The 14098-nt window shown below is 69.3% G+C and carries 13 protein-coding genes; 5 read left to right on the top strand and 8 right to left on the bottom strand.

Annotated elements, in window-relative coordinates; genetic code table 11:
- Positions 1-167: 167 nt before the first annotated feature.
- On the top strand, positions 168-1163 hold the full coding sequence (locus tag C0V75_RS06370; protein WP_101920087.1) for a LacI family DNA-binding transcriptional regulator: 996 nt from the start codon (positions 168-170) through the stop codon (positions 1161-1163).
- On the opposite strand, the gene C0V75_RS06365 is transcribed toward C0V75_RS06370, so the two are convergent.
- The 3 genes from C0V75_RS06365 to C0V75_RS06355 are packed head-to-tail and all read right to left on the bottom strand — an operon-like array spanning position 1160 to position 4326.
- Entirely contained in the window at positions 1160-2317 is a 1158-nt protein-coding gene (locus C0V75_RS06365; protein WP_101920086.1) for a Gfo/Idh/MocA family protein, read from the bottom strand. The genes C0V75_RS06370 and C0V75_RS06365 overlap by 4 nt on opposite strands.
- Before the next feature lie 13 nt (positions 2318-2330).
- The gene (locus tag C0V75_RS06360; protein WP_101920085.1) at positions 2331-3215 is read right to left on the bottom strand and encodes a TIM barrel protein; all 885 of its coding nucleotides are present in this window, start codon (positions 3213-3215) and stop codon (positions 2331-2333) included.
- 10 nt (positions 3216-3225) lie between these two features.
- Positions 3226-4326: a Gfo/Idh/MocA family protein gene (locus C0V75_RS06355; RefSeq protein ID WP_101920084.1), complete on the bottom strand. Its 1101-nt coding sequence runs from the start codon at positions 4324-4326 to the stop codon at positions 3226-3228.
- Positions 4327-4440: 114 nt separating this feature from the next.
- Between C0V75_RS06355 and iolC the strand changes: the two genes are divergently transcribed.
- The 4 genes from iolC (at position 4441) to C0V75_RS06335 (ending at position 7829) form a co-directional block, all read left to right on the top strand.
- Positions 4441-5412 carry a 5-dehydro-2-deoxygluconokinase gene (gene iolC, locus C0V75_RS06350; RefSeq protein ID WP_101920083.1) on the top strand — a complete coding sequence of 324 codons (972 nt, stop codon included), beginning with the start codon at positions 4441-4443 and terminating at the stop codon, positions 5410-5412.
- Between the two features lie 3 nt (positions 5413-5415).
- Positions 5416-6258, top strand: a complete 843-nt coding sequence (locus tag C0V75_RS06345; RefSeq protein WP_101920082.1) for a 5-deoxy-glucuronate isomerase — start codon at positions 5416-5418, stop codon at positions 6256-6258.
- Positions 6255-7088 carry a class II fructose-bisphosphate aldolase gene (locus C0V75_RS06340; protein WP_101920081.1) on the top strand — a complete coding sequence of 278 codons (834 nt, stop codon included), beginning with the start codon at positions 6255-6257 and terminating at the stop codon, positions 7086-7088. Before C0V75_RS06345 ends, C0V75_RS06340 begins: the two co-directional genes overlap by 4 nt.
- Positions 7089-7388: 300 nt before the next feature.
- The gene (locus C0V75_RS06335; RefSeq protein WP_101920080.1) at positions 7389-7829 is read left to right on the top strand and encodes a hypothetical protein; all 441 of its coding nucleotides are present in this window, start codon (positions 7389-7391) and stop codon (positions 7827-7829) included.
- A gap of 62 nt (positions 7830-7891) precedes the next feature.
- Here the strand turns inward: C0V75_RS06335 and C0V75_RS06330 are convergent, their stop codons facing one another.
- From C0V75_RS06330 to C0V75_RS24035, 5 genes are all read right to left on the bottom strand, one after another.
- Positions 7892-9133, bottom strand: coding sequence for an NAD(P)/FAD-dependent oxidoreductase (locus C0V75_RS06330; protein WP_101920079.1), 1242 nt, complete (start codon positions 9131-9133; stop codon positions 7892-7894).
- Between the two features lie 152 nt (positions 9134-9285).
- Complete coding sequence (locus tag C0V75_RS06325) at positions 9286-10227, bottom strand: ABC transporter permease (RefSeq protein ID WP_101920078.1); 942 nt, start codon at positions 10225-10227, stop codon at positions 9286-9288.
- The gene (locus C0V75_RS06320) at positions 10224-11273 is read right to left on the bottom strand and encodes an ABC transporter permease (RefSeq protein ID WP_101920077.1); all 1050 of its coding nucleotides are present in this window, start codon (positions 11271-11273) and stop codon (positions 10224-10226) included. Before C0V75_RS06320 ends, C0V75_RS06325 begins: the two co-directional genes overlap by 4 nt.
- Positions 11263-12780 (bottom strand): ABC transporter ATP-binding protein, encoded by a 1518-nt coding sequence (locus C0V75_RS06315; RefSeq protein WP_101920076.1) that lies wholly within the window; start codon positions 12778-12780, stop codon positions 11263-11265. Before C0V75_RS06315 ends, C0V75_RS06320 begins: the two co-directional genes overlap by 11 nt.
- Positions 12777-14096 carry an amidase family protein gene (locus C0V75_RS24035; RefSeq protein WP_101920075.1) on the bottom strand — a complete coding sequence of 440 codons (1320 nt, stop codon included), beginning with the start codon at positions 14094-14096 and terminating at the stop codon, positions 12777-12779. The genes C0V75_RS06315 and C0V75_RS24035 overlap by 4 nt, the downstream gene beginning before the upstream one ends.
- Positions 14097-14098 lie beyond the last annotated feature (2 nt).

Raw genomic sequence — 14098 nt, 5'->3', positions numbered from 1 at the left:
CATCGGCAATTCCAACCCGACGCAATCTGACAGCCCTTCCCGCCGGGTTCAATCGCCCCCGGCACTGCCCTACACGGCGCCGTGATCGCCCCCGTGCCGCCCCGGTGACATTTGCACCGGCTTCGCCTAACCTTCCCCTCCCGCATCCAGAACCGCAGGCATCCGGCATGGCCATCACGCTCAGGGAAGTCGCAGAACGCGCCGGGGTCTCGCGCGCCGCCGTCTCGCGCAGCTTCACCGAAGGCGCCTCCGTCTCGGCCAAGACCCGCGCCAAGGTGATGAAGGCCGCCACCGAACTGGGCTACAGCCCCAACATGCTTGCCCGCAGCCTGACCACGCGGCGCACGCAGCTCGTCGGGCTGGTGTCCAACAACTTCCGCAACCCGGCCTTCCTGCAAATCTTCGACCTCTTCACCCGCGCCCTTCAGGATCGCGGCCTGCGCCCGCTGCTGGTGAACCTGTCCGATGAGAACGATCCCGACCGCTCGGTCCAGCTTCTGCGGCAATATTCCGTGGATGGCGTCATCGTCGCCTCCTCGCATCTGCCCGACGCCTTTGCCACCGGCTTCCGCGCGGCGGGCATCCCGCTGGTGCAGGCTTTCGGCCGCGCCACCACCCCCCCGGCCGTCGATGTCGTCGCCATCGACAACATCGCTGCGGGGCGCATGGTGGCCGAAACCCTGATCTCACGGGGCTATCGCCGCCTCGGCTTTCTCGGCGGCCCGGCAACGGCCTCCACCACCGAGGATCGCCTCGCCGGTTTCACCGAAGTCGCCCGCGCCGCCGGGGCCGAGGTGAGCGTCCATTTCGCCGGGGCCTACAGCTTTGCCGCAGGCCGCGCTGCCATGCAGTCCCTCCTGCCCGGCACCCGCGCCGAAGCCTGGTTCTGCGCCGATGACGTCCTCTCCATCGGCGCAATGTCCGCCATCACCGATGCGGGCCTCCGCATCCCCGAGGATATCGGCCTCATCGGCCTGAATGACATGGAGATGGCGGGCTGGGCCAACATCGCCCTAACCACCATCCACCAGCCTTTCGAGGATATCGTGACCGCCTCGGTCGATCTGATCGCCGAACGCTTCACCGATGCCGACCGCGCCCCCGACCTGCGGCTCTTCCCCTGCCACATCGTGGAAAGAAAGACCCTGCGCCCGCTCCCCTAGCGGAACAGCGCGGGTCGCGCATCCACCCAGGCCCCCTCGGCCTTGGCCGAAGCCACCGCCGCATGGATCGCCGCGATGGACCGCAGCCCATCCTCCGCCCGCGGAAACAGCGTCACCGCCGGGTCCGGCACCCGCCCCTCTGCCGCTGCCAGCAGGCTTTCGGCCAGATCGCGGTAGATATTGCCAAAGGCAAGCGGCATCCCCTCTGCATGGCCCACCGTCACCCGGCTGGCCCGATCCGCCTCGGGCGACAGGTTCCCTTCGCCCCGCTCGATCACCTGTAACCGCTGGCCCAGCGGCATGTGGTAAAGCTGGTTCGGCTGCTCCTGCGCCCAGCGCAGCCCCCCCGTCTCGCCAAAGACCTGGATCGTCAGCCCGTGCTGCCGCCCGATGGCCACCGAGGATGTCCAGAGCCGCCCCACCGCGCCGCCCTCCATGCGGAAGTTGACCATGGCGTCATCCTCCAGCACCCGCGACGGCAGGCAGGAGGCGAAATCCGACGACAGCCGCGCCACCTCCTGCCCCGTCACGAAAGACGCCATGTGCAGCGCATGGATGCCGCAGTCGGCGAATTGCGCCGATACCCCCGCCTGCGCCGGGTCATAGCGCCAGCGCACACGCGGATTGTCGGCATCCGCCGCATTGGCATGGTGGCCATGGGCAAATTCCGCCACCACCAGCCGCACCTTGCCGATATCGCCCCGCGCCACCATCGCCCGCATGTGGCGCACCAGCGCATAGCCCGTATAGCCGTAATTCACCGCGCAGATGCGCCCCATCCGGCGGGCGGTCAGTACAAGGTCCTCCGCCTCGGCCTCCGTCACCGTCATGGGCTTTTCGCACAACACGTTGATGCCAGCTTCCAGAAAGGCCTTGGAAATCTCGTAATGCGTGGCATTGGGCGTCGCCACCGTGACAAGGTCGATCCTGTCCGCCCGGCCCCGCTCCCCCTCCAGCATCTCGCGCCAGTCGCCATAGGCGCGGTCCGCCGCCACGCCCAATTCCTGCGCGAAGGCCCGGCCCGCCGCAGGATCGGCGTCCAGCGCGCCGGCCACAAAGGCGAAATGCCCGTCCAGCCCCGCCGCGATGCGATGCGCAGGCCCGATCTGGCTGCCCTTGCCGCCGCCGATCATCCCCCAGTTCAAGCGCTTCATCCTGCCTGCTCCCTCAAAACCCGATCGACGCCAGATAGTCCCGGTTCGCCCGCGCGTCATCGACAGGCGAAGTCGGCCCCGCCGGATCGCAATCCTGCTCCACCGTGCACCACCCTACGAAACCGGCCTCCAGCAGGATCTGCCGCACCGCCGGGAAATCCACATCGCCCTTGCCCAGATTGCAGAAGATGCCTTCCGCGCAGGCCTCATAGAACCCCGTCCGCGCCGCCACGGCCCGCGCCTTCACCACAGGGTCGATATCCTTGAAATGCATGTAGGAAATCCGCCCCACATGCCGCTTCATGAAGGCCACGGGGTCGTATCCCGCATAGGAATGGTGCCCCGTGTCGAAACAGATCTTCAACAGGCCTTCATCCACCTCATCCAGCAGCCGCTCCAGCTCCGGCTCGAAATCAATGAACCCCGCCGCATGGGCATGGATGCCCACGGTCAGCCCCTGATCCGCCCCCAGTTCGGCCACCCGGCGGATGCGGTCCACGAACCCGGCCCATTCCTCCGCCCCCATCTGCTCGGCCTCTGCCGCCCGCCCCGCCGTCGGCGCCCGGCGCGGCGAGATGGAATCGATCAGCACCAGATGCCGCGCCCCATGCGCCACCAGCGCCTTGCAGGTCCGGACCGAGGCATCCCAGACCTCTTCCCACTTCCCCGGATCGTGGAAGGGCCGGAACACCACCCCGCCGATCAGCGTCAGCCCATGTTCCGCCAGCCCGTCTCCCAGGGCGACCGGGTCCTCCGGCATGAACCCGATGGGGCCAAGCTCGATCCCCCGATAGCCCGCCGCCGCCGCCTCGGCCAGCACGCGCCGCCATGGCGGGTTGCGCGGGTCATCCGCGAATTCCACACCCCAGGAACAGGGTGCATTGCCGATCCGGATCATTCCATTCCCCTCACAGTTCCACCCAGGCGCCCGAGGCCGCCGAGTCCCACGCCGCCGCGATCACGCGATTGACCTCCATCCCGTCGCGGAAGGTGGGCCAGACCGCCTCCCCCGTCTCGATGGCCCGCAGGAAATCCCGCGCCTCGATGATGATCTGGTCCTGATAGCCCGTCCCATGCCCCGGCCCCTGACAGAAAGCCCGGTAATCCGGATGCTCCGGCCCCGTCAGGATCCTGCGGAACCCGCGCAAGGCTTCGGGACCCTCGGCCTTGTAAAGCCAGAGCGCATTCTGATCCTCCTGATCGAACCGGATCGCGCCCTTTGTTCCAACGATTTCATAGGCATAGCCCATCTTCCGCCCCTGCGCGACGCGGGAAAAGGACAGATGCCCCATCGCCCCATTCGCGAAACGGCACATGAACTGCCCGATATCATCGTTGATCGCCCGCCCCTCCCGGCCGGGCCGATCCGGATACACCGTCCCCACATCCGCCGAGAGCCGCGCGATGGGGCCAATCAGCGCGAGTGCCGCGTTGATCATATGCGGCGCAAGGTCCCCCATCGTCCCATTCGCCGCCCCGAAATTCCGCCATGTCGCGGGGCGGCTGCCGTCGGCATCGAAATCCTCGGTATGTTCCCCGCGAAACCAGGTCACCTCCCCGATCTCGCCGCCTGCCACCAACGCCCGGGCGAATTGCGAGGCGGGCGTGCGGATATAGTTGAACCCCACCATATTGGGCAGCCCGGCCGCCTCTGCCGCCGCCACCATCGCGCGGCTATCGGCAAGGTCCGCCCCCAGGGGCTTTTCGCAGAACACGGGCTTGCCCGCCGCAAAGGCCGCCTCGGCAATCGCCCGATGCGTTTCCTGCGGCGAGGCGATCACCACCGCCTCCACCCGTGCATCCGCCACCAGCACGCGCCAATCCGCCGTCGCCCGCGCGAATCCATATTCCGCCCGATACCGCTCCGCCGAGGCGTCCGAGGTCGCGCAGACCATCTCAAGCCTTGGCCGCAGCGCCGAGGCAAAGACCGCGCCCACCGCCGCCATCGCCACCGCATGGGCCTTGCCCATATAGCCGCCGCCGATGATCCCGATGCCGATATCCCGCATCGCGCCCTCCCTCCCGGAACTATTTGCAACCGGTTGCAAAATGCGTATCCTGAACCCCGAACCCGCGTCAATCGCAATCCGCGCCGCATCCATAGCCTAGCAGAAAGCCCGCCGATGCAACGCCTCTGGCACCGCATGTCGCTCAATCGCTTTGCCGTCCTCGGCCGCGTCGGCATGGACCTGAACGCCGATCCTCCCGGCACGCGCATCGAAGAGGCCCGCGCCTTCACCACCTCCATCGGCGGCTCGGCCGGCAATATCGCGGCGGCGCTGGCCCGCCAAGGCGCAGAGGCCATGCTGATCTCCTGCGTCTCCGACGATGCCATTGGCCGCTTCTGCGCCGCCGAACTCTCCCGCTATGGGGTGGACACCACCCATCTCCGCGCCGTCTCCGGCGAGGCACGCACGTCCCTCGCCCTCACCGAAACCCGCGCCGAAGGCTGCCAGACCGTCCTCTACCGCAACGGTGCCGCCGATTTCGCGCTCTCGCCCGAAGACATCGCGCAGGTGGACTTCGCCCCCTGCGCCGCCCTCGTCGTCACCGGCACGGCGCTGGCCCGCGATCCCTCGCGCAGCGCCGCCTTTGCCGCCCTGGCCCGCGCCCGCGCCGCGGGCGCCATCACCGTCCTCGACGTGGATTATCGCGCCTATAGCTGGGCCTCCCGCGACGAGGCCGCCACGACCTGCCTCACCGCCGCGCAGGCCTGCGACATCACCATCGGCAATGACGACGAATGGGGTCTCCTGGCCGGAAGCCATGCCGAAGGCCCCGCCCTTGCCCGCCACCTCGCCCGGCAGGGCGCGCTCTTCACCATCTACAAGCGCGGGCCGCAGGGCAGCACCACCCATACCGCCGATTACAGCTTCGACACGCCCATCTTCCCCGTCGCCGCCCTGAAACCCACGGGCGCGGGCGACGGCTTCATGGGCGGCCTGCTCGCCGCCCTCGCCCAGGGCGCCCCCCTCGATACCGCCGTGAAACGCGGCGCGGCCACCGCCGCTATCATCGTCTCCGGCGTGGGCTGCGCCCCGGCCTCGCCGGATACCGCCAGGCTTGACGCCTTCCTCCGCCGCCATCAGGGATAACCCATGCATATCGCCCCGCACGACAACCATAACCAGCCCATAATCGGGGCCGACCACCCGCTGGTGCCGCTGTGTTATTTCAACATCGTCCATCTGACGAAGGGAGAGGTCTTCACCTCCCACGTCCCCGGCTACGAAACCTGCCTCGTCCCCGCCACCGGCACCATCGACGTGGCCGTAGGGGCGGAAACCTTCCCAACCATCGGCCTCCGCCGCGCCAATGTCTGGGATGGCGAACCCGAAGGCGTCTATGTCCCCACCGGAACCCCCGCCACGATCACCTGCCAATCCGACCGGGCCGAGGTCTTCATCGCCGGCGCCCGCTCGGATGAGGTGCATACCCCCTTCGCCATCCGCGCCGCCGATATCGACCCCGTGCAATATGGGTCCGACGACACCAAGACTCACCGCAAGATCAAGCATATCCTCGGCACCAAATACCACGGCCGCGTGGGCCGCCTCTTGGTCTCGGAACTCTACACCGTCGGCGCGGGCGGCTGGTCCGGCTTTCCCAGCCACAAGCATGACACGACCCGCCTGCCGCTCGAAACAAGACATGACGAGGTCTACAACTTCCGCTTCAACCCGCCCCACGGCTCGGGCCTCCAGATGCTGCAACGCGAGGATGGGCAACCCGGCGACGCCTTCCATATCGTGGACGGCTCCACCATCGCCATCGACAAGGGCTATCACCCCTGCTGCGTCCTGCCGGGATATGAGATGTATTATTTCACCATCCTCGCCGGCGAAACGCAGCGCTCGCTCGTGCAGTTCTTCCAGCCCAGCCATGCCCATCAGATCGACACGATCCCCGGCATCAAGGACATGATCGCCAAGTTCAAATGACCCTTGCCACCCTCCGCGACGTCCTCACCCCCTGCCTGACCGACGGCACCGCCGTCGCGGGCCTTGTCGTGCTGGGCTGGGAAGATGCCGTCGCCTTCACCCGCGCGGCCGAGGCCGAGGGTCGCCCCGTCATCCTTCAGGCCGGCCCCGGCTGCCGCGCCCATACGCCGCTTTCCGTTCTCGGGCCCATGTTCCGCACCTTGGCGGAAGGCGCCTCCGTCCCCGTCGTCGCCCATCTGGATCACGGCGAGGACCTTGCCACCTGCGCCCGCGCCATCGACTGCGGCTTCACCTCCGTCATGTATGACGGCTCTGCCCTGCCGCTGTCGGAAAACATCGCCCGCACCGCCGAAATCGTGGCGCTGGCCCATGCCGCAGGCATCTCGGTCGAGGCGGAACTGGGCTATGTCGGCTATGCCGAAGGCGCCGCCTCGCAGGGCACCGATCCCGCCGAGGTGGCCCGTTTCGCCGCCGAGACGGGCATCGACGCTCTCGCCATCTCCATCGGCAACACCCATCTGATGACCGAGGCACGGGCCGAGATCGACGATGCCCGCCTCGCCGCCATCATGGCCGCCGCGCCGGGGCTTCCTCTCGTCCTGCATGGCGGGTCGGGCCTTCCCCTGCCGCTGCGCCGCCGCCTCGCCCGCGAAACCACCCTCGCCAAGGTGAATATCGGCACCGAATTGCGCATGGCCTTCGGGGCCGCCCTGCGCGCCGCCCTCGCCGCCGACCCTGCCGCCTTCGACCGAATCCGCCTCCTTGGCGCCACGCTCGGCCCGATGGAAGTGGCCGCCCGCGCCGCCATCGCCAGCCTCTGCCGCGCCTGACGCACCCCCCGAGGCACCGCCCGCCAAGCGGCCTGCGCAACGACTCTCCGCGAATCGCCACGGCTGCGAAACGCAGCGTCAACCGGGCCGGAACAACCCACAACCCATGATTGTGTCCCATGCGACCCCGGCACGGCATCCATGCAACAGTCGCGGCAGCAATCGCCAATTATGGTCAAAATGAGGCCGGAACAGACCATTTACATGGCCGGAATTTGACCGCCATAAGGCTATTAACCATTCTTAAGAATGTGACCCCCTCCCGCGCCTCCGGCGCATACCTGTTGATGGAGTTTTTCGATGCCCCTTGCCCAGCCTCCCTTTGCCCGGAACCTGGCCCTTCTGGCCGTCCTCGGCCTCTCCGCGATCCCGGTTGCGGCCCAGGCCGAACTGCGCCCGGCCCTTCTGCCGGCCGAAATCTGCCTCGTGCTCGCCAACGGCCCCTTCGATGCCGATATCGCCGCCCGCATCCAGGCCCGCGACGACTTCGCCGATATCCTGCTGGAAGCCGAAGCCACCTGCCCGGATCTGGCCGGCAACCTTGTCGGCGCCACGGCCACCATTCCCGCCACCGTCCCGAACAGCGATACGGACGGCCCGAGCAACCCGCCGGTGGTGACGGCCACCCCTCCGGTGGACACGCCCGTCCCGACCGAGGAAGAGCCCGTCGATGAAACCCCGGTCGATGAAGAACCCGGCGGCGGCACCGACCCGTCCGATTTCCTCACCCGCGCCGAATGATCCCGCGTCGCCACCCGGCGACCATCACCTGAGATATGGCGGAGGGCAGCCCTGCCCTCCGGTCACACCGTCTCGGCGGCCAGCCGTGCCTCCAGATGCGCCGCCAGATGCGCCGCATCATGCCAGACCCCCCAGATGAAGGGCGAGGCCCGCCGCGTCAGCCAGGGCAGGCCCAGAAAGCACAGCCCCGGCACTTCGGTGATCCCCTGCTGATGCCGGGGCCGCCCCTGCGCATCGAAGATGTCAAAGCCGATCCAGCCGAAATCAAGCTGATAGCCCGTCGCCCAGATCACCGCCGAAATCCCCGCCGCCTTCAGGTCCAGCGACAGGACCGGCTCGGTCACGCAGGCGGGCATGGGCTGCATCACCCGCGCCTCCGGCTCTTCCGGCAGGTCCAGCCTCTCGCGCGCCACATGGGCATCCGCCTCGTCCAGCACAGAGAGGTAATTCGCATCCCCCCGCGCAATCGTTTCGGCCAGATCGGGGGCAAAGGACAGCCGCCCCTCGGCAAAGCCCGCCGTCCGCCCCACCAGCCGCATCCCCCGATTGCCCAGGTCCCGGAAATCCACCGTATGGCCGCCCTGCGCCCCGCTGACGGCGATGGTCACATGCTCCATCCCCGGTGTCTGCGCCCGCGCATCCCATTTGCCCAGCGCGCCCAGCCACCAGACGAAATCGCGCCCCCGATAGGCGCGCGGCGGCCGGTCATGCGGGCCGACCGACAGCCAGACCTCGCGCCCCGACCGCAGCAGCTCATCCGCGATCTGGCTGCCCGACGATCCCGCCCCGATCACCAGCACCGCGCCCTCCGGCAATTGCCCCGGATTGCGGTAATGGTTGGAATGGATCTGCATCACCCCCGCGCTCTCGGGGATCATCGCCGGAAAGACCGGCTTCTGGAACGGCCCCGTGGCCACAACCACATTCCGCGCCTCGATCACGCCGTCCTGCGTCACGGCGCGGAACCCCGCGCCCCCGGCCCCGCGCGTCAGCGACGTCACCTCCACCCCACAGCGGATCGGCGCCGCGATCTGCGCTGCGAATTCCTCGAAATAGCGGACGATCCGGTCCTTCCCGGCAAAGCTGTCGGGGTCGATATCGGCAAAGGTCGCATCGGGAAAGCGGTCATGCCAGGCCGGCCCGTTCGCCACCAGCGAATCCCACCGCTCCGTGCGCCAGCGTTCGGCGATCCGCGCGCGTTCCACCACCAGATGCGGGCGCCCCGCCTTGGCCAGATGCGCACTCATGGCAAGCCCCGCCTGCCCGCCCCCGATCACCAGCGTCTCGACCGACTCGACCGCCATCGCGCATCCTCCTGTCTGCCCCGGCCTCACCGGCCCTTCCCCTGCTTAGGCGACCGCGCGGCGCGCAGAAACACGCGATTTCTTGGCCAGTGCTTAGGCCCCGCCTAAGCAGCCCCCGACAGGTCGCCCCCGCCGGGCGGCCGCAGCGCGGCTCAGCGCTCCCCGCGCCGATAGGGCTGCATCAACGCCTCCGGCACCCGCGCCCGCCGCGCCACCAGAACCAGCGCCAGGATGGACAGCACATAAGGCGCCATCAGGAACAATTGATAGGGCACCCCCTCCACCACCGTCTGCAACCGCAACTGGAACGCGTCGAACAGCGCGAAAAGCAGCGCCCCCAGCAGCGCCTTCCCCGGCCGCCACGAGGCAAAGACCACCAGCGCGATGCAGATCCAGCCCCGCCCCTGCACCATGGTCGGGAAAAAGCTGTTGAAGGCCGCCGTCGTCAGGAAGGCCCCGCCCAGCGCCATCATCCCCGACCCCGCCATCACCGCCCAGATGCGGATGCGATGCGGGTTCAACCCCTGCGCCTCCACCGCATGGGGGTTCTCCCCCGTCATCCGCAGCGCCAGCCCCGCCGGCGTCCGGTTCAGGAACCAGGCCACCAGCACCACCAGGATCAGCGCCAGGTAGGTGGGCGGCATCTGGGTAAAGACCGCCTCGCCCAGAAAGGGGATCGACGACAGACCCGGGATCGCCAGCGGCTGGAACGGCGCGATGGTCGGCGGCAGGTCCCCCACCTCCACCCATAACCTGTAAAGGTAATAGGCCAACGCCGAAGCCAGCAGCGTGATCCCCAGCCCCGACACATGCTGTGACAGGCCAAGGGGCACGGTCAGCATCGCATGCAGCCAGCCCATCGCCATCCCCGCCAGCACCGCCACCGCCAGCCCGGTCCACAGATCGCCGCCCCAATAGACCGTCAGCCACCCCACCATGGCCCCCAGCGTCATGATCCCCTCGATGCCAAGGTTCAACACCCCCGCCCGCTCGCAGATCAGCGCGCCAAGCACGCCAAAGATCAGCGGCGTCGCAATCCGCAGCACCGCCTCCCACAGGCTCGCCGTCATCAGGATGTCCAGTGCCACCGTCATGTCCGCACCCGATAGGTCGCAAAAAGCAGCGCCACCAGCATCGCCAGCAGCGCCACCGCCATGATCACATCCGCGATGAAGGACGGCACCCCCGTCGCCCGGCTCATCGCATCCGCCCCGACAAAGACCGTCGCGACAAAGACCGAGGCCGCCACCACCCCCGCCGGATGCAGCGCCGCCAGCATGGCCACCACGATCCCCGCATAGCCGAATCCCGGCGACATGGTCGTGGTCACATAGCCCACCGGCCCCAGCACCTCGATCGCCCCCGCCAGCCCGGCAAGCCCGCCCGAGAGGATCGCCACCTTGGCCAGCGTCGCCGTGATCGGCACGCCCGCAAAGGCCGCCGCCCCCGGGTTCAACCCCGCCGCCCGCGTCTCGGCCCCAAAGACCGTCCGCGCCTGCACCAGCCAGAGTATCCCCGCCACCACCACCGCCAGCACCAGCCCCACATGCAGCCGCGACCGCGGCACCAGATCGGGCAACCGCAGCCCCGCCGCCACCGGCACCGACTGCGGCCAGCCAAAGGCCATCGGGTCCTTCAGAACCCCCTCCACCATCAGCCCGACGAACAGCAGCGCCACGAAATTCAACAAAAGCGTGGTGACAACCTCATCCACCCCGAACCGCAGCCGCAGCAGCGCCGGGATCAGCAGCAGCACCGCCCCCGCCGCCATCGCGCCCCCCGCAATCACCGCCCAGGCCGCAGGCAAAGGCAGCCCCACCACCGCCGAATGGCCAAGCGCCGCCGCCGCCAGCGCCCCCATATAGAACTGCCCCTCCCCCCCGATGTTCCACAGCCGCGCCCGGAAGGCGACCGCCGCCGCCAGCCCCGTCAGGATCAGGGGCGAGGCCCGCGTCAGCGTCTCCGTCACCGCCAGCCGCGATCCGAAGGCCCCGCGCAGCATCTCGCCATAGGCGACCCAGGGACTCACCCCCGCCATGGCGATCAGCCCCGCGCACAGGACCAACGCCCCCAGCACCGCCCCGAAAGGCGCAAGGATCAGGACCGCGACCGAAACCTCCTCCCGCCGTTCAATGCGCATCCGCCGTCCCCCAGACACCCGCCATCATCAGGCCCAGCTTGCGCGCATCCGCCGCCTCCGCCGCGATGGGGGCCGACAGCTTGCCCTTCACAATGGCCTGCAACCGGTCCGCCAGCCCCACCGCCTCATCGAGGTCTTCGGAGATCAGCAAGATCGCCGCCCCCTCGGCCCTTGCCTGCAACAATTCCCGATGCACCGCCGCAATCGCCCCTTCATCCAGCCCCCGCGTCGGCTGGTTCGCCAGCAGGAAGCGCGGCCCCGCCGCAAGGTTCCGCCCCAGGATCAGCTTCTGCATATTCCCCCCCGACAGCGCCCTTGTCCGCGTCGCAGGCCCGGCCCCCCGGATGTCAAAGCGCGCAATCAGCGACGCGGCATGGGCCATCGCCGCCCGCCGCTTCACGAACCCGAAGCGCGCATAATCCCGCAGACGCTCCAGCACCGCGTTTTCCCAGACCGCCAGATCGCCCACCACGCCCTCGGCATGGCGATCCTCCGGCACCCGGCCAATCCCCATCCGAACCGCCTGCCGGGGCGTCATCCGCGCGATGTCGCGCCCCTCGAAGGTCAGGCTGCCCCCGTCGGGCCGGGCAAGGCCCGAAAGCACCCGCCCCAGCATCGCCTGCCCGTTCCCCGACACGCCGACGATCCCAAGGATTTCCCCCGCCCTCACCTCGAAATCCACGCCGTCCAGCGCCATGCCGCCGCCCTGGCTGACGCGCAGCGCCTTGGCCACCACCACCGGCGCCCCCGCCGCATGCGCCTCGCGCCTGGGCCGCGCCACCGCGCGCCCCACCATCAGCTCGGCCAGTTCCGCCGGGGTCGTCTCCGCCGTCACCCGCTCCGCCACCACCCGCCCCTGCCGCAGCACGACAACCCGGTCGGAGGCCCCCATCACCTCATGCAGCTTGTGGCTGATGAACAGGATCGACAGCCCCCCCTTGGCCATCCCCTTCAGGATGCGGAACAACTGCTCCGCCTCGGGCCGCGCCAGCACCGCCGTCGGCTCGTCCAGGATCAGGATGCGCGCCTCGCGATAGAGCGCCTTCAGGATCTCCACCCGCTGCCGCTCGCCCACCGACAGATCGCCCACCCGCGCCATCGGATCGACCGGCAGGCCGAATTGCCGCGACAGATCCTCGATCTTGCGGATCGCCCCGTCCCGGTTCATCCCCACCTTCCAGAGGGACTCCGACCCGATCACGATATTCTCCAGCACGGTCAGATTGCCCGCCAGCGTGAAATGCTGATGCACCATCCCGACCCCTGCCGCGATGGCCGCCTGCGGCCGGCCGGGGGGCAGCGCCCGCCCCATCACCCGCACCGATCCCGCATCCGCCGCGTAATGGCCGAACAGGATGTTCATCAGCGTGGTCTTGCCCGCGCCATTCTCCCCCAGCAGGGCCAGCACCTCGCCCTTCTTCAGGGACAGCGTCACCCCGTCATTGGCCAGCAGCGCGCCAAAGCGCTTGCTGATCCCCTCCAGTTCCAGAACCGGCCCGCCCGTCATGGATGCCCCGCTATGTCGAAAGGATAGGTTACCGCAGGCAGATCCCCCGCCACCCGCGCCGCCAGCGCCAGAAGCCCCCGGTCACATCCCGCCCGCGCCGCGATCTGCACCCCCACCGGGATGCCCGCCCCGACCCTTGCTCCCGCCACGGCCCCCGCCACCGGCACGACCAGCGCCGGAAAACCCGCCGCATTGGCCAGCGCCGCCCCCGGCGCCACCGCGCCCATCCGCGCGAAATGGGCGGCCACATCCCACCCGCCCATGTCGAAAGACCCGACCTCCGGCACCCCATCCCGCAGGACGGGCGAGATCACCGCATCGACCCCCGCCATCCAGTCCTCCCACCCCGCCGTCAGCACGGCCATTTCGCGGCTCAGCGCAAAAAGCTCCGCCGCCGTCATCGCCCGCCCTTCGGCCATCAGCGCCGCCGCGATGGGCGTGATCTCCGCGCCCGACACCCCCAGAAACCCCATCCATTCCGCCAGCGAGGCCGCCAGCACCCCCCGCGCCACCCGCTCCGCCCGTGCCGCCAGCGCTGCCGGAAAGGCCCGCCGCTCCACCGCGATCCTGAAACCGCGCAGCACCCCGGCCACCGCCTCCACCCCGGCCACCTGCGCCGGGGCGCAGCCTTCCGGCACCACCACCGCCACCCGCTCCGCCGCGAAGGCCCGCCCCCCGGCCCAAGGCTCCGCCACCGCGTCAAAGGCCGCCGCCACATCCCGCAGCGTGCGCGCCAGAACCAGCTCGCTCGCCAGCCCCATCAGCCAATTGCCCTGATCCGGCCCCATCGGCACCGCGCCGCGCGTGGGCTTCAACCCCACCAGCCCGCAACAGGCCGCAGGCACCCGGATCGACCCTGCCGCATCCGTGGCATGAGCGATGGCCACGATGCCCCCTGCCACCGCCGCCGCCGCCCCCCCCGACGATCCACCGGGCGAAAGCCGCGCGTCCCAGGGGTTCACGCAAGGGTCCGAAGTCAGCGCCAGCCCGAATTCCGGCACCCGCGTCAGCCCGAAAGGCACCAGCCCCGCCGCCCGGAACCGCGCGAAAAGATCGCTATCCGCCGCCTGATCGACCCGCCGCCGCGCCAGGGCCGCCGATCCCGCCACGGGTGACAACCCCGCCGCCCCCGATCCCAGGTCCTTCCCCAGAAAGGGCACCCCGGCAAAGGGCCCCGCCCCGATGGGCCCCGCCACCGTCTCCACCCGCACCACCGCGCCAAAACGATCCGCCGCCGCCCGTGCAGCCTCCATCACCCCGGATGCCGTCACGGCACCCGAGGCGATGGCGCCCGCAAGGGAAGTCGCGTCCTGCAACG

It is taken from the genome of Tabrizicola sp. TH137 (assembly GCF_002855575.1).
Lineage (GTDB): Bacteria > Pseudomonadota > Alphaproteobacteria > Rhodobacterales > Rhodobacteraceae > Paragemmobacter.
This window is presented reverse-complemented; position numbering and strand designations above follow the sequence as displayed.